Genomic DNA, 20,967 nt, shown 5'->3' with positions numbered 1-20,967 from the left:
ATAAATGAGGCAGTAAAGAAATTTTACTGCCTCATTTTATGATCTTGATTCTAAAAGTTACTGTGCCTGCGGCATCACGCCGGTATCCTCTTTTTTAGTCTGGTTCAGGATGTTGGGATCTTCCTTAGCCAGTTTATTTTTCGTTGGAATTTTGTAATTGATTGAAATTCCGAAATTTCTTGTGTCATACTTGCTTCTTATCATTACAGCCTGTCCTTCAGGTGGATTGGAATATACCTGCATCACCTGCCCGTTGAAAATATCATTCGCGAAAACAGAAACCGTAAGACGGTTGTTCATGAACTTTTTCGTCAGCGTGATATCCAGATTATTATTGAACGGTTTATCTGCTGTAAAGTAGAAATAGCCTGCTTTTGGAGTCAGATAGCTGTAATTAGCCGTTAGTTTGATGTCTTTTGGTAAAAGCAACTGAGTCATAATATTGAAGATCCAGAAACCTTTGTTGTTTAAATTATCAATCTCGTGCTTCTGATATCCTGTATACAGGTACATGAAATTAATTTTATCAGGGTTAAAATTGAACTTCATGATCTCGCTCATCGGTTTGCTGAAAATCATAAACGGAACCGGAAGACCCAGGTTGAAGTTATGAATTTTCATATTCGAAATATTCACCTGCTTGTTGAAAAGGTTCTTGCCGTCCTTCATGACGATCTGGGCTACCTGATCTTTAGCAGAACTTACACTGTACCCGATAAAAGCATAGTCAAAAGCTGATACTTTAACTTCGTAATTGTCAAATATCGTTGGCTGCAGATCCGGGTTACCCGTTACCTGGGTATTCGGGCTGCCAAACGTTACGTTATTCGGGTTCAGGGCAGAAATACTTGGAAGGCTGATCTTTTTGTTATAGTTGGCGGCCACATAAACCTGGTTCATCAGGCTGTACTGTACACTTGCATTAGGGAAAAGTTTGAACCTGTTGAAGGGAGTAAGATCTCTTTCAAGAACAGCACCGTCTTTTATGGTTCTTGTAATTCCTGAAATATCATAATTTTCAGCACGGGTGCCTAATATAAAGTCAAACTTCTTGAGTTTTGCCTGGAATTCAAGATAAGTAGAAGTCGTTTGTCTCTGATATTCTAAGTTGGTAAGCCCTTTACTTTCCGTATCATAATCCTGTCTTTCATATAAACCTCCCAAACTCACTTTCCCACCATCCATAAGCTTGATTGGCTGCGAATAGTCTACCTTGAAATTCGCCACTTTCATATCCGATTGGTTATCAAGCACATTTTCTCCGCCAATATTAAGAAAAGGCTGCCAAAGGTCTGTGTAAAATCCTCTCTGGAAAAAATTATCCTGAGCGAATTTAGATGTAGATTTTGTATATCCGAACTGAAAGTCCAGCTTTTGAGATTTATCGCTGAAACGTTTTTGATAGGTCACAACGGCTTCTTGTCTTAAGTTGTTAGTATGGGCAACATCCGATGCTTCATAATCTGCTTCCCGGTACTTAATAGGATTAAAGCTTACAGGAATGTCAGCAAGCCCTCTGCTCGCAGTATAGTTGTCATTATTATTATGATAAATATCGTAGTTCAGCAATAATCTGTCCTGTCCAAGATCAAAAGTCAGACCTGACTTAGCAAAATATCCGCGTCCGATTCTATCTGTATTGTTATGCAGAAGTATATCCTGATCACCGTTCAGCATGCTTTCGCGATAGTTTTGCCCAACATTCAGCTGCCATCCGAAATACTTGTTTCTGGCATTTAAGTTTAAAGAATTGGTAGTTCTGCTTCTGAATTTATCATAATTCGTGAAAGAGTAATTCCCTGAATACGTTGCGGTTAAATATTTATTGGCATTTTTATTTGTAATAATATTCATGATTGCACCTCCTGAAGTGGCAGGAAATTCTGCGCCGGGCTGAGTGATGACTTCAATTTTTTCTACTGAATTAGCCGGCATTCCTTCCAGGAAAGAGTTTAATTCATTGGAGGTAATATTTAGAGGTCTTCCGTTAAGATATACATCCAGAATTTTCCCCTGATACATCATTCCTGCAATATCGGTAGCCACTAGTCCAGGGAGTTTTTTGATGCCTTCCAGAACATTACCATTATTAAGCTGAGGCTGTTCAGAAAAGTCAAAAATCGTACGGTCAGCTTTCTGTTCAACGGCTTTTTTAGTTTTGGTAATGACAACGCCTTCAATTTGTTTTTCTTTTTCTGTACTGTTGCTTTTTTTCTCCTGCGAAAAGACAAAAATAGAGCCTAACAGAGATAAAGCAAGTATAGTTTTTCTCATAATGTTTTTTTACTACTCTTCAGTTAGACGTAAAAAAGAACAATTTGTTACGGTGAAATTTGCGAAAAGTTAAATTTTTAAGCAATTATTTTTTTATTTCCGAAATAATTATATCTTTGCCGGGTAATTATCAAGAATCTCATAGATGGGATAGCAACCTGCAAAAACAAGCAAGGTGCTGAAATAGATAAGCCGGTATGCCCGGAAAAAATGTTTATTCTCTATTTTCTTCCCATCTTGACATTTTTGTTTTAAAAATAAAATCAATGTTTAAAGACAAGGGAAACCACAAGACCAATTTAAATTTTCGTTTCTCAGATCATGAAGTGTCCCTTCATTATTCTGACCTCTTTTCATGCCATTTCCACATGCGCATGTGTTGCTGTTTCTAGACTTTGGATCAACTTCAAATCTGTGTAAGAGATAAGCTTTTTTTTGACGCAAAGAAATTAATTATTGTATTGATAAAGGGAAGCAAAGGCGGAATCAATTTCATTGATTCGATTAAGCGAATGTTGTAAACCTATAGCTTCATCAGTGACGCAGTCACATTCTTTGCCTTCCTCAAAACTAAACGTTAACAAGATTAAACTTTGCGTTAAAAACCATTTTCTCTTCCCAAGTTTTGCATATGATCCTAGACTTCTTTAAAAAATAATCTAAACATTCCGGCTTTTTGCAGCGCCCTGAAATAGAGGTTGCAGGAGAACTATGGCCTGAAATCAAACCAACAATCAGTAATAAAAAATAGAAAACACATGCGTAATTTCGATAAAAAAATAATCACGGCATCAGCTGCCCTTATTTCAGCATTTTACTTTGGGCAGACGGATTCTGCCTCATCCAAAACAATTGATGATGTAGTGATCCTTGGATCGAGAGGATCCGGAAGATCTCTGACAGAAACCCCAGTTCCGGTAGACATTATCAATATTTCAAAGATTTTAAGACAAAGTCCGGTTAACAATATAAGCCAGGCCCTCAACTATGTAGTGCCTTCATTTTCTTCCACATCACATACGGTTAATGACGGAACCGATTTCGTAGATCCAGCTCTTCTCCGAGGACTTGGCCCGGATCAGGTTTTGGTACTTCTTAACGGAAAAAGAAGATACCAGTCTTCTCTGATTAATGTTACATTGACACCTGGAAGAGGTTCGGTGGGAACAGACCTTAATGCTATTCCTGCGTTTGCCCTGGATAAAATTGAAGTACTTAGAGACGGAGCTTCTGCCCAATACGGCTCTGATGCCATTGCCGGTGTGGTGAATTTAGGACTTAAAAGAAGGTTAGGACTATCAGGACAGGTTTTCCTGGGAGGATATGCTTCACCGGTTGCCAATAATTTTTCCGGAGGAGTAGACGGACAGACCATTTCAGCTGATCTGAACTATGGAGCAAGAATTGGTGAAAAAGGGTTCATTAATGTAACCGGATCGGTACAGTACCGTGATCCGTATTCAAGAGCGGGCGTACGCCAGGGAAATATTTATAATGCGTATAATGCAATTAATTACAGAGCATTGCAGAATGGAATCAATATCGATGGATTATATAAAAACATCACCAATACTTCCAATACTCAGCAGATCATTAATACAGTCAAGCAATATGCGTCACAGGTTGATTACTTTTCACAGGATTTTAAAGATCAGATATCGGGTGCAAACAGTATTTCAGCATTACAAGGGTTGCTGGGAAAAGATTTTACCGATCAGGAGCTCAATTACAGAGGCTTGGAAAGGAAAGATTTCAGCTTAAGAGCTGGGCAGTCTAAGCTGCAGTCGGCGCAGCTTTTCTTCAACTCTGAGATTCCGGTTAATGAGGAATGGAAGGTTTATTCCTTTGGAGGATATAGCTACCGCCTGGGAAATGCGGGAGGATTTTACCGTCTGCCGAATACAGAAAGAAATATCAATGCAGTCACTCCCAATGGATATCTGCCGCAAATTGAAGCCAATGTCAATGATTATTCCTTAGCCGCAGGAATTAAAGGAAAATGGAACGGCTGGAATGTGGATTTAAGTAATACTTTCGGGAAGAATGCTTTTAATTTCGGAGTGGTTAATACATTTAATGCCTCTCTTATAGATCGTTCACCAAGAACTTTCGAAGCAGGAGGATCAGAATTTTTACAGAATACCCTGAATTTAGATTTTTCAAAAAAATATGATGTCCTTCACGGCTTAAATGTGGCCTTCGGAGGAGAATACCGTTATGAAAACTATAAGGTAAATGCAGGAAATGAAAACTCCTATGTTTCCTATGATATTTTTGGACGTGTAGTGACTGCCGCTACCCCTGACAATGAAAAGGTAACCGACTTTTTTGGAGCTGTAAGACCTGCCGGATCACAGGTTTTCCCGGGATTCAGCCCGGATAATGCCGTTTCCGGAAGCAGAAACAGTATTGCTGCGTACGCCGATGTTGAAATTGAACCAACCGATTGGTGGCTGCTGGAAGGAGCCATACGTTTTGAAAATTATTCAGACTTCGGTTCTACCTTTAATTATAAATTGGCGACCAATGTAAAACTGGCTAAGAATTTCAACTGGAGAGGAGCAGTCTCCACCGGATTCCGGGCACCTTCTTTAGCACAGATCTACTACAGTTCCACTTCTACACTGATACAGCAGGGACAAACCACGCAGGTCGGTACATTCAGAAACAATTCTGAAGCAGCCCAGGCTTTAGGAATTCCAAAGTTGAAGCAGGAAACTTCGCAATCGTACAGTACTGGAATTACATGGAAGATTCCGGCTTTAAGTCTGGTATTTACCGCGGATGCCTATCTTATAAAAATTAAAGATAGAGTAGTGCTTACTGATCTGTTTTTCCGTCCGAGCAAAATCAACGGACCTGATGATCAAGTACTGCAAAGTGCTTTCGATCTTGCGAGAGCCAGTGCCGCGAATTTCTTCGCCAATGCTGTAGATTCCCAGACCAAAGGACTGGACATTACGGTTTCCCAGAATACAAGAATTTCAGAGGGGATATCTCTGGAAAATAACCTGGGGCTTAATCTTAATCAGACGAAGAGAGTTGGCGATATTCATGCTTCTCCGAAGCTGGTAAGTCAGATCAATAATTATTTCTCTGAACCCAACAGAGTGTACTTTGAAGAAGCGGTACCCCGCATAAAAGCTACCCTGGCCAATACGCTGAAATTCTCTGCGCTCACAGTTGCTCTTAGAAATTCCTACTTTGGAAAAGTGACTGATGCAGATGTATTGGATACCAATTTTGACGGCGTTACTGAAAGCAGAGAACATTTTGTTTTGAATGACCGTATTGTGACAGATTTGTCAGTGGGTTATGATTTTAACAAGAATATTTCTGCAACGATAGGAAGCAATAATATATTCAATATACTTCCTGCCAAAAGTCCGGATATCAGTTCACTGACCGCCGATAATCAGTTTGTATATTCCAGACAGGTTTCGCAATATGGTATTGGGGGACGATTTGTGTTCGCGAGAGTGGAATTTAAATTTTAGGACAAATAAAGGATAAAGCAGAATAACAGAGACCTGGTTCTCTATAGGGAATTAAATGCATCATCTATTACAATAATAAAAAAGCAGTTTCGATCGAAACTGCTTTTTCTATGATTAATTAAATCTAACAATTAATTTTCTTGTTTCTTAATCAGGTTAAGAGCAGAACCTGCCTTAAACCAGTCGATCTGCTGATCATTGTACGTATGGTTAGCCATAATGATATCTCTGGTTCCGTCAGTATGAATGAATTCTAAAGTCAGCTGCTTTCCTGGAGCAAACTGATCAAGATCTAGGAAATTAACCACATCATCTTCCTGAATTTTATCATAATCAGCTTCATTAGCGAAAGTGATCCCAAGCATTCCTTGTTTTTTAAGGTTGGTTTCATGGATTCTCGCAAATGATTTTACCAATACCGCTTTTACACCAAGATGTCTTGGCTCCATTGCAGCATGTTCTCTTGAAGAACCTTCCCCGTAGTTTTGGTCTCCAACAACAATGGTAGGAATTCCTGCCGCTTTGTAAGCTCTCTGTACAGCCGGAACTTCACCATATTCGCCTGTTAATTCATTTTTAACACGGTTGGTTTCCATATTGTAAGCATTTACGGCTCCAATCAGCATGTTATTTGAAATATTGTCCAGATGACCTCTGTATTTCAGCCATGGTCCAGCCATAGAAATATGGTCAGTAGTACATTTTCCGAAAGCCTTGATCAATACTCTGGCCGCTTCAATATTCTTACCGTCCCAAGCCGGGAATTCTTCCAATAACTGAAGCCTGTCCGAAGTAGGACTTACCTTTACAACAACAGAAGAACCGTCTTCAGATGGTGCCTGATATCCGTTATCGTCAACAGCAAATCCTCTGGCTGGTAATTCAGAACCTTTAGGCTCATCAAGTTTTACCTGCTCACCGTTTTCGGTTGTTAAAGTATCTGTAATCGGGTTAAAGTCTAATCTTCCGGAGATGGCAACAGCAGCTACCATTTCAGGAGAAGCTACGAAGGCGTGCGTATTTGGGTTACCATCAGCTCTTTTAGCAAAGTTTCTGTTGAAAGAGTGAATGATAGAGTTTTTCTCTCCTTTATCAGCTCCTTCTCTGTCCCATTGTCCGATACAAGGTCCACAGGCATTGGTAAAGATTCTTGCGTTTTCAAATTTTCTGAAAGAATCTAAGAACCCGTCTCTTTCTGCTGTGAATTTTACCTGCTCAGAACCAGGGTTAATTCCAAGGATCGCTTTAGGCTTAACTCCTTTTGATACTGCATCTTCCACGATAGAAGCTGCTCTTGATAAATCTTCATAAGAAGAGTTGGTACACGAACCGATAAGAGCCCATTCCACTTCTATTGGCCATCCGTTAGCTTCAGCCTTAGCTCTGAATTCAGCTACAGGAGTAGCAAGATCCGGAGTAAAAGGACCATTTAAGTGCGGGGTAAGCTCAGAAAGGTTGATTTCAATTACCTGATCAAAATACTGCTCAGGGTTGGCATATACTTCAGCATCACCTGTTAAATGTTCTGCTATTTTATCGGCGGCATCTACTACATCCTGCCTTCCTGTTGCTGCCAGATATCTTCTCATGGAATCATCGTAGCCAAAAGTAGAGGTTGTTGCTCCCACTTCAGCACCCATGTTACAGATTGTTCCTTTACCTGTTGCTGAAAGAGACTCTGCCCCTTCTCCGAAATATTCTACGATACATCCTGTACCTCCTTTTACAGTAAGAATTCCTGCCACTTTCAGGATAACATCTTTTGCAGACGTCCAGCCACTCATTCTACCGGTTAATTTTACTCCGATAAGTTTTGGCATTTTAAGTTCCCACGCCATTCCGGCCATTACATCTACTGCATCAGCACCACCTACCCCGATAGCTACCATTCCCAGACCACCTGCATTTACAGTATGTGAGTCAGTACCGATCATCATTCCTCCCGGAAATGCATAGTTTTCCAGTACAACCTGGTGAATGATCCCGGCTCCGGGCTTCCAGAAACCGATTCCGTATTTGTCGCATACAGAGCTCAAAAAGTTGAAAACCTCAGAGTTTTTGTTGATCCCTTCCTGTAAATCTGATTCAGCACCTACTCTTGCCTGGATCAGGTGATCGGCATGAGCAGTTGAAGGAACGGCTACTTTAGCCTTTCCTGCCTGCATAAATTGTAAAAGCGCCATCTGCGCAGTTGCATCCTGCATGGCTACTCTGTCCGGTGCGAAATCTACATAAGAGTTTCCTCTTTCATGTGCTGATGTAGCATTACCTTCCCAAAGATGGGTGTAAAGGATTTTTTCTGAAAGTGTAAGAGGTTTTCCCACGATTTGTCTTGCCGCAGCAATTCTCTCAGGGTAACGCTCATATACTTTTTTGATCATATCAATATCAAAAGTCATATCTTAATTTAATTTTTCTTTTTTTAAATAAACTTCCGTCATTAAAAAACGGAAATATCTTTTGTTACTCAATTCATCAAATTCTATTCCTTCAATTCATAAAAAAGGATAATTATATAAATAACGAGGATGTTTTATTTCTATCAAGTTAAGAAAAAAATGGAATTTCTTTCTATATTTTTATTTTAAATAATTCTAAAGTAGTCTTAAATAGAAAGGTTCTAAACAAAAATTGAAAGATTTTAAATCCAATAGGACTAAAATCTTTCAATTGTATAATTTTTTAAAACAGTCCTGGGACTTATCGTCAAGCTTTATTAATGGCCAACCTGAACCAACTCCTTAATAGGCGGAGCAAATTTAGTAAGGTCAATCCCTTCAACGGCTGCTTTATATTCATCGATATTAGGAATCCTTCCAATGATGGCAGATAAAACAACAACTGGTGTTGAAGCCAATAAAGATTCTCCTTTTTTACGTTCGGAATCTTCAACCACTCTTCCCTGGAAAAGTCGGGTAGAAGTTGCCAGTACCGTATCTCCTTTAGCCGCTTTTTCCTGGTTACCCATACAAAGGTTACAGCCGGGACGCTCAAGATACATCATGTTTTTGTATTCAACACGTGCTTCACCTTTAGGAGCATTATCATCAAATTCGAAACCGGAATATTTTTCTAAAAATTCCCAGTCTCCTTCTGCTTTTAATTCATCGATGATGTTATAGGTAGGAGCCGCTACAACAAGTGGAGCATTGAACTCAACTTTACCCTGTTGTTTTTCAATGTTTCTAAGCATTTGAGAAACAATTTTCAAATCGCCTTTGTGAACCATACAAGATCCAACAAAGCCCAGGTCTACCTTTTTCTCTCCTCCGTAGAAAGAAAGTGCTCTGATTGTATCGTGTGTATATCGTTTGGAAACATCATCATTGTTTACGTCAGGATCTGCAATCATAGGCTCTACAATCACATCAAGATCAACAACAACTTCGGCGTAATACTTAGCATTCGCATCGGGAGCCAGAGCCGGCTTTTCACCTGATCTGATTTCAGCGATTCTCTTGTCAGCTTTATTAATTAATCCCTGAAGAACCTGGTTATGGTTATCCATTCCTTTGTCGATCATGATCTGGATTCTGCCTTTTGCAATTTCCAGTGATTCGATTAAAGTGTTGTCTTCAGAAATGTTGATGGATGCTTTTGCTTTCATTTCTGCAGTCCAGTCTGTAAATGTAAATGCCTGGTCGGCAGGAAGTGTTCCGATGTGAACCTCAATAATTCTGCCCTGGAATACGTTTTCTCCTCCAAACTGCTTCAACATTTGAGCCTGAGTAGCATGAACAACATCACGGAAATCCATGTGTTCCTTCATATTCCCTTTGAATGTTACCTTTACAGATTCAGGGATTGGCATAGATGCTTCACCTGTAGCCAAAGCAAGTGCCACTGTTCCTGAGTCTGCTCCAAAAGCAACTCCTTTAGACATTCTTGTGTGAGAGTCACCACCGATGATGATTGCCCACTCGTCTATCGTTATATCATTAAGAACTTTGTGAATAACGTCTGTCATGGCGTGATATTCACCTTTCGGGTCACGGGCCGTGATCAAACCAAATTCGTTCATGAATTTCATTAGTTTCGGAATGTTGGCCTGCGCTTTTTTATCCCAAACAGAAGCGGTGTGACATCCGGATTGGTAAGCACCGTCAACAATTGGAGAAATCACGGTAGCTGCCATTGATTCAAGTTCCTGAGCGGTCATCAAACCTGTTGTGTCCTGAGAACCAACGATGTTAACCTCTACACGGACATCTGAGCCAGCGTGTAAGACTTTCCCCGGCGTTGTTCCAACTGCATTTCTGTTGAAGATTTTCTCAACTGCAGTTAAACCTTGCCCTTCATGAGAAATTTCTTTTGACGGAGCAAAAACAAGAGGTGTTTCTATTCCTAGAAGTTTAGCAGCAAAGGTCTGCAGCTTTTTCCCGAATACAATAGCATATGATCCGCCAGCTTTGATGAACTCCATTTTCTGAGGAGTGAACGCCTTGGAAATGTCAATCAGTTCCTGATCGCCATTGTATAATTTTTTTGTTTTTGTATTAATAGTAAGAACGGTTCCTGTAGCTACAGAATAAGCTTCTTCAAGAATCGGTTCTCCAGCTTCGTTACGGATTGGTTCTCCATTCCCGTCTAATTTTTTAACCCAGTTTTTAAGGTCAAGACCAATACCTCCTGTAACGTCAACAGTGGTCAGGAAGATTGGAGAAATACCGTTTGTTCCTCCAACGATTGGAGCAATATTCACGAATGGAATATATGGGCTTGCCTGTTTACCAGTCCATAAAGCAACGTTGTTCACTCCGGACATTCTGGATGAACCTACGCCCATGGTCCCTTTTTCAGCGATCAGCATTACGCTTTTATCAGGATGCTGTGCCTGTAAAGCTTTAATTTCCTCCTGTGCCTGAGGAGTGATCATGCATTTACCGTGAAGCTCACGGTCTGATCTTGAGTGAGCCTGGTTACCCGGAGAAAGTAGATCTGTTGAAATATCACCTTCACCGGCGATAAAAGTCACTACTTTTATTTCTTCAGCAACTTCCGGAAGTTTAGTGAAAAACTCTGCTTTTGCATAGCTTTCAATAATCTCTTTTGCGATTTCGTTACCGCTATTGAATGCTTCCTTCAGACGGTTGGTATCCGCCTCATAAAGGAAAACCTGTGTCTTAAGAACGTTCGCTGCTTCCTTGGCAATAGAAATATCATTACCCAGAGCCAGATCAAGCAATACCTCAATGGAAGGACCTCCCTTCATGTGAGATAATAATTCAAAAGCAAAGGCCGAAGATATTTCTTCTACTATGGATTCACCCAAAATGATCTCTTTTAAAAACTTAGCTTTTACGCCTGCAGCACTTGTTGTTCCTGGTAAGGTGTTGTAAATGAAAAATTTAAGAGAATCCGATCGATATTCGTTACCTGAATCTTTAATTTGTGCAATGATTTCGCTTAGTAATCCGGCACCGTCAATTGGCTTTGGATGTAGCCCCTGGTTTTTTCTTTCTTCAATCTCTTGGATGTAATCCTGATACATATTCATAATAATAGAAGTCTTTTAAATTTTAAAAGTAGATTAAAAGCAGTTGTCAGTGCTACCGTTCTTTGTTACAGATTGTAATTACAATAAACCATTCAAAGTTGCCGTAAAAAAGAGTATAGGCATAAACAACATAATCTACCCCTTTAAAAATGTAAAATAACGCTGTTCCGAATGGAATATATTGGCTCTTGATAGAGTGGAAGTAATTACCTGCGATTTGCCTTGCTGAAAAACTCTCTTTGGGTAAGAATTCTACACTTTTTTGATAGCATTCCTATAAAAATTATATATCCAAAACGTTTTTAGATTATCAAACACTTAAAAAGTGCTCCCAAATTTACGATTTTTTAGTATTTTATCAGATGAAATTATTTAGATTCTTTATAAATATGAATTTGATAGTTTCTATTTTTGGCCGTAATTTTGCAGGCAAATGATGAATATGAAAAATATCCTGAATCTATGGTGCTTGTTTATTTCGATTTTTGTTTTTTCACAGACGAAATCGGTGAAGAAGCTGCCTGTTAAAAATGTAACGAAAACTGCAGTAAAGAAGGGCCCTGCAGTGGCTAAGCCAAACCCGGATCTGGTGATCATTAACCCGGACCTTCCGGTTCTGATTCCGAAAAAAGAAGACGGAAAATTTGGTTACGTTAATCAGAATGGGAAATTTATCATCAAGCCTGAATATCATATTGCTGTCTTTTTTTATGAAGATTGTAATCTTTTGAATTCTCCCAACCCAAAAGTGAAAAAATTCGGAACCAATGAGTATGCTACCGTGGAAAAGGATATGATTTCTTACCGGGTGAATAAAGCAGGAAAAAGAGTTTATCAGTTCAAAGATTCAGATCTGGGAAAATGTAAGCTGGAAGATTATAAACAGCAGCTTTACCAGGCATACGTTTTAAATGGATTTTACGGTATCATTGAAAAGACCAGATTTGTGAACGCGGCAGATTACAGAGATTACCAGATTTATCCACAATATCAGTATTTATACATCCTGGAAGGTGATGATACCGCAGATCCAATGATCGTGGCTTCGCATGATGACAGATTTGGGGTGATAGATGTTAATAATAAAGTGATTGTCCCTTTCGAATATTCCAATATAAAAAGAAATTTCAGCTGGAAACTGGGTAAAATGTTCGAAGTAACAAAAGACGGCAAGAACTATTATTATATTGATGCGAAAAATAAAACATATTAATGAGCTTTTTGTGTCGGTAATCTTCCGCAGATTGAATAGCTGATACCGATCTTCGTTTACAGGAAATCATTAACTCTTATATATTACATTTTTTTTGTAATTTTGCGGCTGAAATAAAGGGGTGCTTTAACAAGCTGAGATTATACCCAATGAACCTGGAACAGATAATGCTGTTTAGGGAATTTTGAAAATGTACCAATCATTGCTAGACTGTTAAATTAGGAAATTGCTACATTATTTAATCCGCCCCTTTTATTCATTAAATTTTTAAAATTTATAGAATGAAAGGATTATTTTTTTTAGGGCTTACCGTAGGCTCTGCAGCCTTTATCCAGGCGCAAAATAAGGATTCCCTGAAGGTCAGGGAAATTGAGGCTGTCAACTTTACTAAAAGACTGCCTGTTGCCAAAGAAATCATCAATGTACAGAAAGATGTAGACAGCAGGAACCTGGGGCAGGATCTTCCGATTCTTTTAAAAAATCAAACGTCTATTATCTCAACTTCTGATGCCGGAAACGGGGTTGGATACACGGGATTCAGAATTCGTGGAGTAGAGGGGAAAGGAATAAACGTGATGATGAATGGTGTTCCCTATAACGATTCTGAAAGCCAGGGAACATTTTTCGTTAATGTTCCGGACCTTACCAGTTCTGCCTCGCAGATTGTGATCCAGAGGGGTGTGGGAACTTCCAATAACGGGGTTTCAGCATTTGGCGCAAGTATTAATGTGATCTCCAAAGAGCCGGATGAGAAAATGTATTTTAAAACTGATGACAGCTACGGCTCATTTAATACCTATAAATATTCAGCAGAAGCGGGTTCCGGGAAATTCTGGAAAAACAGACTTTCGGTGATGGGAAGGTATACACGTATCCATTCCGACGGATATATTGACAGGGCTTCTTCCAACCTGGATTCTTACAATTTTACCGCATTATTTGAAGAAGGCAAAACAAGGCTCCGTCTGATGGCTTTCGGAGGAAAAGAAAAAACCTATCAGGCCTGGAACGGAATCGACCGGCCAACCTGGGAAACCAATCCAAAGTTCAACTATTCAGGACAATATACAGATCTGTTTACCGGAGAAGAGAAGTTTTACGATAACGAGACGGATAATTACAGACAGAATCACTATCAGCTTTTGTGGGAACAGAAATTCAGTGATAACTGGCATTTGGAAACAACACTTCATTATACGAAAGGAAAAGGGTATTATGAAAACTATAAAAGGGTTGATGAAACGGATGTAGAGGCTACCCACTATTCCAATTATAATCTGTCCGTACCGATCGTCAATGGATCACCGGTGGAAATAACGGATTTTATCAGGAAAAAATGGCTGGATAATGATTTCTACGGGGCTGTTTCCACACTTTACGGAAAGTTGGATGATGTAGATCTGAACTTCGGTGTGGTTGCCAACCAATATTATGGAAGGCATTTTGGAAATGTTACCGGCGTTTATTTTCCGCAGATCAATGAATATGAGTATTATAGAAACCGTTCTGTAAAAACTGAGCTGGCAGGTTTTGCAAAAGCTTTATGGAGAACAGGTGATCATTTTGAATTCTTCGGGGATCTACAGATCAGAAATATTGATTATGATACCAAGATCCTGACTGCCGGAGACGGAGAAGGCGGAAACCTTGATAAGAACTGGCTTTTCTTTAACCCAAAAGCAGGGTTGAATTATAAAATAGGAAACGGAAAAGTTTTCCTTTCATACGCACATGCTCACCGCGAGCCAAACAGGGATGACCTGATGAGTGATAATGAAGTGAAAGCTGAAAAACTTCACGATTTTGAGGCAGGTATTGAAAAACAATTCGGGATTTTATCCGTAACCGCCAATTTATACTATATGTACTATGTCAATCAGTTGGTACTGAACGGACAATTGAATAATGTAGGAGCATTTATCAGAACCAATTCAGGGAAGAGCTACAGAAGAGGAATTGAAATCGGAGCACTGGCTAAGCTTTCAAAACAATGGGAAATAAACGGAAATGTAAGTTTGAGCCAAAACAGGAACCTTGATTTTAAGATTAAAAATAATGGAGTACTTGAAAATCTTGGAGATACCGATATTTCATTCTCACCGAATGTTATCGCTAATCTAGGCCTGAAATTCAATCCTTCCAAGAGTTTCCTGTTTGCTTTAACGAATCAGTATGTCGGAAAACAGTATCTGGATAATACAGGAGATAAAAACCTGCAGCTGAAAGATTATTTTCTGACCGATTTCAATGCACAGTATCAGTTTACCATTGCTCATAATGATATTGCTTTAAAATTATTGGTCAATAATCTGTTCAATAAAAAATATGTTAACAATGGAGCAGTTTACAGTGGCGACCCATACTATTTTTCACAGGCCGGAACTAATTTTATGTTCGGGATCAGCTGGAAAATTCAATAATACGGATGATAATTTACCAAACAGGGTTTAATACACTCAGTTTTATACATAATTATCAAAAGACTGTTCCGGCAGTCTTTTTTTATATCCTATAAATCTCTTCAGAAAGTCACGAAAAAATTATAAATTTGCTGCCAAATGAATATTTCAGCTTACATTTTAGAATATCTGAAACAATTTGGAACTGTGACGGTTCCGGGATTCGGTGCGTTTTCGCTTAAAAACTCCAAAGCAATTATTAATTCTGAGAACGGAAGCATTCTTCCGCCGGCAAGCGAGATTGTTTTTACGATGGATTATGAAATACAGTCTGATGAACTGGCTGCCTTTATAGCCGGAGAAAAACAGATGTCTTTAGAGGCTTCCAGAAGTGATCTGAAAATCCAGACCGATTTTTGGAAGAAAAAACTTCAGGCAGATCAGCTTCTGGAAATCCAGAATCTCGGACTTATCCATATTGAAGATGATAAAACCCACTTTAAAGGAAAAAGAATAGAGGCGGGACATCCGGATTTCTACGGGCTCGAAGAGATCAGGCTCTCGGATATTAATAACGGTGAAAAAATCAGTGCTAAAGAAAGTAAGGAGAAAGATTATACATTCAAAAAATCTATTCTTTGGATTTTCCTGCTGGTCATTCCTGTTTTAGGAATTCTGTATCTGGCATTCGCTCAGAGAGAGCTCCTTTTCGGAAAAAAATCTTTTGATAAAGTTTCTGTCCAGACTTCTACACACAGAATTGTAAAGGACACCGCAAAAGAAATGGTTCAGAGACCGGAAGCGGCTGTTTCAGATACCCTGAAAAAAGATTCATTAGCAAAACCGGCCGGAAAAGGTATAAAGCCAGCTCCGGCAGCTCAAAACAACACTAAGACTCAATGGCAAAAGTAAAAAAAGCGTCAGAATCTCTGACGATCATGACCAATATTGTTCTTCCGAACGAAACCAACTCTTTAAGAAACCTTTTCGGAGGTGAGCTTCTTGCAAAAATGGACCGTTGTGCTTCCATTTCTGCAGCCAGACACTGTGAAAGAAGAGTGGTAACGGCATCTGTAAATCACGTTTCTTTCAATCATCCTATCCCTGAAGGAGGAGTGGTGGTGCTGGAATCTAAGGTTTCAAGAGCTTTCTCTACGTCAATGGAGGTGTATGTGGATGTTTGGTTGGATGATCCTATCAATCAGAAGAAAGTTCATACCAATGAAGGAATTTATACTTTCGTTGCAGTAGATGAATTCAACCGCCCTATTCCAATCCCGGACATGATCCCGGAAACAGAAGTGGAAAAACTGAGACATGCTGCTGCTTTCAGAAGAAAAGAGCTTTCTCTTATCCTTTCCGGAAGAATGAAACCTCTTGAATCTGTAGAGCTTAAGAAACTGTTTCAGGAACCGGAGGAAACAAAAGAGTCAAAGAAAGATAAGAAATAAAAAATTAAACACAAATAACACAAATGGCTGGCACGAATTTTCACAAAAGGTTTGTGCCTAATCAAATGAAAAAAAATAATAAAAATGGATATTTCAGAAAATGATATATCAAAAATTGTTTATGAAGCAGGGTATATAGTTCATAAGTCATTAGGGCCAGGGCTTTTGGAAAGTGCTTATGAAGAATGTTTGTTTTATGAATTAAATAAATTTGATATTCTTGTAGAGAGGCAAAAACCGATGCCATTAGTTTATGATGAGGTTAAAATGGATATTGGTTATAGGCTTGACTTTTTAATTGAAAAAAAATTTGTGCTGGAAATAAAATCCATAGAATCATTACAAGATATTCATTTAGCACAAATACTTACTTACCTTCGTCTAAGTAATTGTAAACTTGGAATGTTAATTAACTTTAATACGCTTCAATTTAAAAATGGAGTTAAAAGAGTGATTAACGGCACTTTATAATTGTGTTATTTGTGAAATAAATTAGTGTCATTTGTGTTTAAGTTATGAAAATACTTCTTTTAGATAAAAACCATCCTCTCATTACAGAACAACTTTTGGCTAAGGATTTTATGCTGGAAGAGGATTTCACATCTTCCTATGATGAGGTTTGCCATAAAATTGGAAACTATGACGGGGTCATCATCAGAAGCAGAATTCCTCTGGATAAAAACTTTCTGGAAAAAGGAAAAAACCTGAAATTCATTGCCAGAGTGGGAGCCGGAATGGAAAATATTGATATTCCTGTTGCGGAAAAACTGGGAATTCAGTTGATTAATTCTCCGGAGGGTAACAGAGATTCGGTAGCAGAGCATGTTGTAGGGATGCTGTTAATTTTAATGAACCGTCTTTTTATCGCTTCCCAGGAAGTGAGGAACGGGATCTGGCTTCGTGAAGAAAACAGGGGCGATGAGCTTCTCGGAAAAACAATAGGGCTTATAGGATACGGAAACATGGGGAAAGCCACGGCAAAAAGATTCTCGGGATTTGGCTGTCAAGTTATTTTTCATGACATCCTTCCCGGACTTTCTGATGAACATGCTTCACAGGTCAGTTTAGAAGAATTAAAACAGTCTGCAGATATCCTGAGTCTGCATATTCCGCTAACTCCTGCAACCCACTATCTTATTGATGAAAAGTTTATTTCAGAAATGAAAAAAGACTTCTATTTTGTCAATACGGCAAGAGGGAAAAATGTAGAAACGAAATATTTAGTTGATGCCTTAAAATCAGGGAAGGTAAAAGGTGCCTGTCTTGATGTTCTTGAATATGAAAAAGCTTCGTTCGAAAAACTGGAAACAGAGAATGAAGATCTGAAATACCTTCTGGAATCTGAAAAAACAATCGTAACACCTCACATCGCGGGATGGACTCACCAAAGTAAAGAAAAGCTGGCACAGGTAATTGTAGATAAGATCATTGCTTCCTACTGTTAGGAATATAATGCAAACAAAAATTATTCATTGTTTTTGCGCTCTCCCTTTCACAAATTTCATCCTTTGTGTTAAATAATTCATAATGTACGCTCCGGACTGAGAATTTATTTTGAGTTTTATTAAATTGCTGCTCATTTTTTGATACTCATGACGAAGCGTAATTTTTTACTTATTGTAGCTGTTTTTTTATCCTTTATTTCCTGTAAAAAAAATTCTGAATCCAAGCAGACTTCAGCGGAAAACACGACCCATCTTCCCAATTACGGAAATGTAGATCTCGGGAATGTTTTCACCAAAGAAGACAGCCAGCTTGGAGATAAGGAAATACTCACAGGGTATATCGACCAGTATTATAAAAAGATCTGGGAAGGAGGAGACCTGAGCGGAGGTATACTCGTGGCAAAAGGAGACGAAATTCTATATGAAAGTTACAGAGGTTTCGGCAGAGAAGGAAATCAAATGCCGATCGGTAAAAATACACCGCTGCATGTAGCTTCCGTTTCAAAGACATTGACGGCTATGGCCATGTTGAAATTGGTAGAAGCCGGAAAAATAAAACTTACCGACCGCCTTACCCAGTACTTTCCGGGATTTCCTTATCCTGATGTTACTGTACAGACTTTGCTGGATCAGAGAAGCGGTCTTCCGAAATATGAATATTTTATTGCCAAAATACAGCCGGCTCCGGCAGAGCTTTCAAAGCCTTTTATTACCAATCAGGATGTTCTGAATATGATCATCAAATACAAACCTGACCTGGCAAGGGATACGGATACAGGTTTTATGTATTGCAATACGAATTTTGCAATGCTTGCTTTATTAATAGAAAAGATTACAAAAACTCCGTTTCCACAGGCTATGAAAGAAATGGTATTCCAGCCTTTGAAAATGGAACACACTTATATTTTCCAGGAAAAAGATATTCCTACGGCTGCACAGTCCTTTTATTACGGAGGAAACCGACTCTATCCTTTAGACAGGCTTGATCTTATTTATGGTGATAAAAATGTGTATACCACACCGAGAGACCTTTATAATTTCTCCAAAGCCATGTTTTCAAAAGATTTCTTAAAGCCCGATCTGATGCAGATGGTTTTCACGCCTTACAGCAATGAGAAAGCAGGTATGAATAATTACGGACTCGGCTTCAGGATGAAAATTTTCGATAACGGTGAGAAACTTACCTATCATAACGGATGGTGGCATGGCACCAATTCTGTATTTGCCCATCTGCTGAAATCAAAAGTAACCATTGTAGCTATTGGAAACAAATATTCCGGTAAAGTATATACAGCACTGGCTTTATCAGGATTATTTGAGGATTTTCCGGCCCAGAAAGATAAGCTGCACAGTGTAATGAATGACAATAAAGATACTTTGAATGCCGGACATGAAGTTTTTGGAGAATAATGTTTAATTTTGCTTAAACATATATGAAAAGACTTCTTCTATTATTCGTTATCTGTTTTCTTGTACACTCGTGTGCAAGAGTAGGCTCTCCAGTGGGAGGACCGAAGGATACCCTGGCTCCCAAGTTTTTAAGCTCTAATATTGACACTACAAGAGTTAATGTAAAAAGAGATATCCACGAGCTCAGGCTGGATTTCGACGAATATATTACCTTAAAGGATATCAATAAAAACCTGATCATTTCTCCGCCTATTAAAAATATAAAGCGGATTCTTCCTTCCAATATTGCCAATAAGTACGTGATGATCCAGTGGGAAGACACTCTTCAGGCCAATACGACTTACAATTTCAACTTCGGGAATTCAATTGCTGATAATAATGAGTCTAATATTCTTCGTTATTTCAATTTTGCTTTTTCTACGGGAGATAAGCTGGATGACCTTTATATTAGCGGTGAAATTTCAGATGCGGTGGCTATCAAAAAGAAAGAGGGCGAAAATAAGCTTGTAGTAGGGCTTTACCAGGTGAAAGATACCATGAATTACAGACAGAAGCCTTATTACATTACAAAAGTGGATGAAGACGGCTATTATGAGCTTAATTATCTTACGCCGGGAAAATATAGAATCATAGCCTTTGAGGATGAAAACAGTAATTCTATTTATGATCCGGGGAAAGAAAAAATAGGGTTTCAGAAAGAAGCTGTAGATGTTGAAAAGTCTGTTTCAGGATTAAATTTAAAAGTATACCCTTCGAAAAAGCCTTTGAAATATGTTGAAATGAAAGAAAGCCCGGGAGGAGTTATCATGACTTTTGAAGGAAACCCGGATAACGTGAAAGTAGCTTCTGTAAACGAAAAACTTCAGGACATTAAAGTGACTCACCGTCCAAAATCAGATACCGTAAAAATCTGGTTTGATCCTGTAAAGAGTGATGTAGGGCAGACGGTTACTGAAAACCTTAAATTCAGCTACGATATCGGCACCAAACAGGATACTGTTTCCGTATTCTATAAATACAACAAGAAAAATGCAATGGATCTTGAAAACGACAGCGGAGGCCCTCTATTGGCCCCGAATTCTGACTTTAATATAAGATCCGGCTATATCATTGATAAGATCAGTCCTGAAAAATGGACTCTGAAAAGTGACAGTTTAACCACTCAGGAATTTACTGCTAAAATCTCTGAAACAGATCCTTACCAGATTCAGATTCATTCAGACTTTGTAAATGGTAAAAAGTATCAGCTTACGGTTCCAAAAGAAACGGTATCATCTTATTATGCTAAAAATACACAGTCAAAACGTTTTGATTTTGAAGTAGAAAAAGTAGATCAGTTCGGAAGTCTTGCCTTTACCCTTCAGAATGCTCCGGAGGCCAGTTATTGGATCCAGCTACTGGATGGTTCGGATAAAGTGATTTATTCAAGATATACCAAAGGTAACAGCGTAAAATTTGATATCCTGAAACCTAATGAATATATTGTAAGGATATTGGTGGATAACAACGGAAATAAATTCTGGGACGAAGCAGATTTTGAAAAAGAAACCTTTGCCGAAGATTCCTATGTCTTCTACAAAAAAGCCATTGTACGGCCATTGTGGGAAACCAAGGAAGACTGGGATTTAAAAGATACCAGAACGCTGGATAATCCTAAAGGAAATATTCCTAAACCTGTAGACGTTCCTGCAGAAGAAACTACGGATGCGGCTGTACCGAAGGAAGTAACCAAAGAAGTGAAGTCAGATTCCGGAAATGCAGTCCTGACGCCGGTAAAATAA

Annotated in this window: 12 protein-coding genes and 1 riboswitch; of the genes, 9 read left to right on the top strand and 3 right to left on the bottom strand. The window is 38.8% G+C overall.

Translation table 11 applies throughout. The features are described from left to right. Positions 1 to 57: 57 nt before the first annotated feature. Positions 58 to 2,274, bottom strand: coding sequence for an outer membrane beta-barrel protein (locus J4Q03_RS09720; RefSeq protein WP_426047994.1), 2,217 nt, complete (start codon positions 2,272 to 2,274; stop codon positions 58 to 60). Positions 2,275 to 2,396: 122 nt separating this feature from the next. Continuing rightward, positions 2,397 to 2,495: riboswitch (SAM-I-IV-variant riboswitch) on the top strand. Positions 2,496 to 3,032: 537 nt separating this feature from the next. On the opposite strand from J4Q03_RS09720, the gene J4Q03_RS09715 reads away from it, so the two are divergent. Continuing rightward, positions 3,033 to 5,771, top strand: coding sequence for a TonB-dependent receptor plug domain-containing protein (locus J4Q03_RS09715; protein ID WP_426047993.1), 2,739 nt, complete (start codon positions 3,033 to 3,035; stop codon positions 5,769 to 5,771). A 131-nt stretch (positions 5,772 to 5,902) separates the two neighbouring features. On the opposite strand, the gene J4Q03_RS09710 is transcribed toward J4Q03_RS09715, so the two are convergent. Together J4Q03_RS09710 and J4Q03_RS09705 are read right to left on the bottom strand one after the other, a co-directional pair. Beyond that, positions 5,903 to 8,170 carry an aconitate hydratase gene (locus J4Q03_RS09710; protein ID WP_426047992.1) on the bottom strand — a complete coding sequence of 756 codons (2,268 nt, stop codon included), beginning with the start codon at positions 8,168 to 8,170 and terminating at the stop codon, positions 5,903 to 5,905. A 317-nt stretch (positions 8,171 to 8,487) separates the two neighbouring features. Continuing rightward, the gene (locus J4Q03_RS09705) at positions 8,488 to 11,268 is read right to left on the bottom strand and encodes a bifunctional aconitate hydratase 2/2-methylisocitrate dehydratase (protein ID WP_426047991.1); all 2,781 of its coding nucleotides are present in this window, start codon (positions 11,266 to 11,268) and stop codon (positions 8,488 to 8,490) included. A gap of 442 nt (positions 11,269 to 11,710) precedes the next feature. On the opposite strand from J4Q03_RS09705, the gene J4Q03_RS09700 reads away from it, so the two are divergent. From J4Q03_RS09700 to J4Q03_RS09665, 8 genes are all read left to right on the top strand, one after another. Further along, positions 11,711 to 12,481, top strand: coding sequence for a WG repeat-containing protein (locus tag J4Q03_RS09700; protein WP_426047990.1), 771 nt, complete (start codon positions 11,711 to 11,713; stop codon positions 12,479 to 12,481). Positions 12,482 to 12,762: 281 nt separating this feature from the next. Then, complete coding sequence (locus J4Q03_RS09695) at positions 12,763 to 14,901, top strand: TonB-dependent receptor (RefSeq protein WP_426047989.1); 2,139 nt, start codon at positions 12,763 to 12,765, stop codon at positions 14,899 to 14,901. 138 nt (positions 14,902 to 15,039) lie between these two features. Beyond that, positions 15,040 to 15,792 carry a hypothetical protein gene (locus tag J4Q03_RS09690; RefSeq protein ID WP_426047988.1) on the top strand — a complete coding sequence of 251 codons (753 nt, stop codon included), beginning with the start codon at positions 15,040 to 15,042 and terminating at the stop codon, positions 15,790 to 15,792. Then, complete coding sequence (locus J4Q03_RS09685; RefSeq protein ID WP_426047987.1) at positions 15,780 to 16,331, top strand: acyl-CoA thioesterase; 552 nt, start codon at positions 15,780 to 15,782, stop codon at positions 16,329 to 16,331. The genes J4Q03_RS09690 and J4Q03_RS09685 overlap by 13 nt, the downstream gene beginning before the upstream one ends. An 84-nt stretch (positions 16,332 to 16,415) precedes the next feature. Then, positions 16,416 to 16,802 (top strand): GxxExxY protein, encoded by a 387-nt coding sequence (locus tag J4Q03_RS09680; RefSeq protein WP_262901748.1) that lies wholly within the window; start codon positions 16,416 to 16,418, stop codon positions 16,800 to 16,802. A 44-nt stretch (positions 16,803 to 16,846) separates the two neighbouring features. Further along, positions 16,847 to 17,776: a 2-hydroxyacid dehydrogenase gene (locus J4Q03_RS09675; RefSeq protein WP_426047986.1), complete on the top strand. Its 930-nt coding sequence runs from the start codon at positions 16,847 to 16,849 to the stop codon at positions 17,774 to 17,776. Between the two features lie 147 nt (positions 17,777 to 17,923). Continuing rightward, positions 17,924 to 19,186: a serine hydrolase domain-containing protein gene (locus J4Q03_RS09670; RefSeq protein WP_426047985.1), complete on the top strand. Its 1,263-nt coding sequence runs from the start codon at positions 17,924 to 17,926 to the stop codon at positions 19,184 to 19,186. 23 nt (positions 19,187 to 19,209) lie between these two features. Further along, positions 19,210 to 20,967, top strand: coding sequence for an Ig-like domain-containing domain (locus tag J4Q03_RS09665; RefSeq protein WP_426047984.1), 1,758 nt, complete (start codon positions 19,210 to 19,212; stop codon positions 20,965 to 20,967).

Source organism: Chryseobacterium sp. NFX27, from assembly GCF_049887855.1.
Taxonomy (GTDB): domain Bacteria; phylum Bacteroidota; class Bacteroidia; order Flavobacteriales; family Weeksellaceae; genus Chryseobacterium.
The sequence above is the reverse complement of the archived record's forward strand: the minus strand, read 5'-3'. Positions and strand labels throughout refer to the sequence as shown.

Excerpts from the sequence above, each read along its gene's own strand:
- J4Q03_RS09720 (WP_426047994.1), bottom strand. The coding sequence starts at position 2,274 with ATGAGAAAAACTATACTTGCTTTATCTCTGTTAGGCTCTATTTTTGTC.
- J4Q03_RS09715 (WP_426047993.1), top strand. The coding sequence starts at position 3,033 with ATGCGTAATTTCGATAAAAAAATAATCACGGCATCAGCTGCCCTTATT.
- J4Q03_RS09710 (WP_426047992.1), bottom strand. The coding sequence starts at position 8,170 with ATGACTTTTGATATTGATATGATCAAAAAAGTATATGAGCGTTACCCT.
- J4Q03_RS09705 (WP_426047991.1), bottom strand. The coding sequence starts at position 11,268 with ATGAATATGTATCAGGATTACATCCAAGAGATTGAAGAAAGAAAAAAC.
- J4Q03_RS09700 (WP_426047990.1), top strand. The coding sequence starts at position 11,711 with ATGAAAAATATCCTGAATCTATGGTGCTTGTTTATTTCGATTTTTGTT.
- J4Q03_RS09695 (WP_426047989.1), top strand. The coding sequence starts at position 12,763 with ATGAAAGGATTATTTTTTTTAGGGCTTACCGTAGGCTCTGCAGCCTTT.
- J4Q03_RS09690 (WP_426047988.1), top strand. The coding sequence starts at position 15,040 with ATGAATATTTCAGCTTACATTTTAGAATATCTGAAACAATTTGGAACT.
- J4Q03_RS09685 (WP_426047987.1), top strand. The coding sequence starts at position 15,780 with ATGGCAAAAGTAAAAAAAGCGTCAGAATCTCTGACGATCATGACCAAT.
- J4Q03_RS09680 (WP_262901748.1), top strand. The coding sequence starts at position 16,416 with ATGGATATTTCAGAAAATGATATATCAAAAATTGTTTATGAAGCAGGG.
- J4Q03_RS09675 (WP_426047986.1), top strand. The coding sequence starts at position 16,847 with ATGAAAATACTTCTTTTAGATAAAAACCATCCTCTCATTACAGAACAA.
- J4Q03_RS09670 (WP_426047985.1), top strand. The coding sequence starts at position 17,924 with ATGACGAAGCGTAATTTTTTACTTATTGTAGCTGTTTTTTTATCCTTT.
- J4Q03_RS09665 (WP_426047984.1), top strand. The coding sequence starts at position 19,210 with ATGAAAAGACTTCTTCTATTATTCGTTATCTGTTTTCTTGTACACTCG.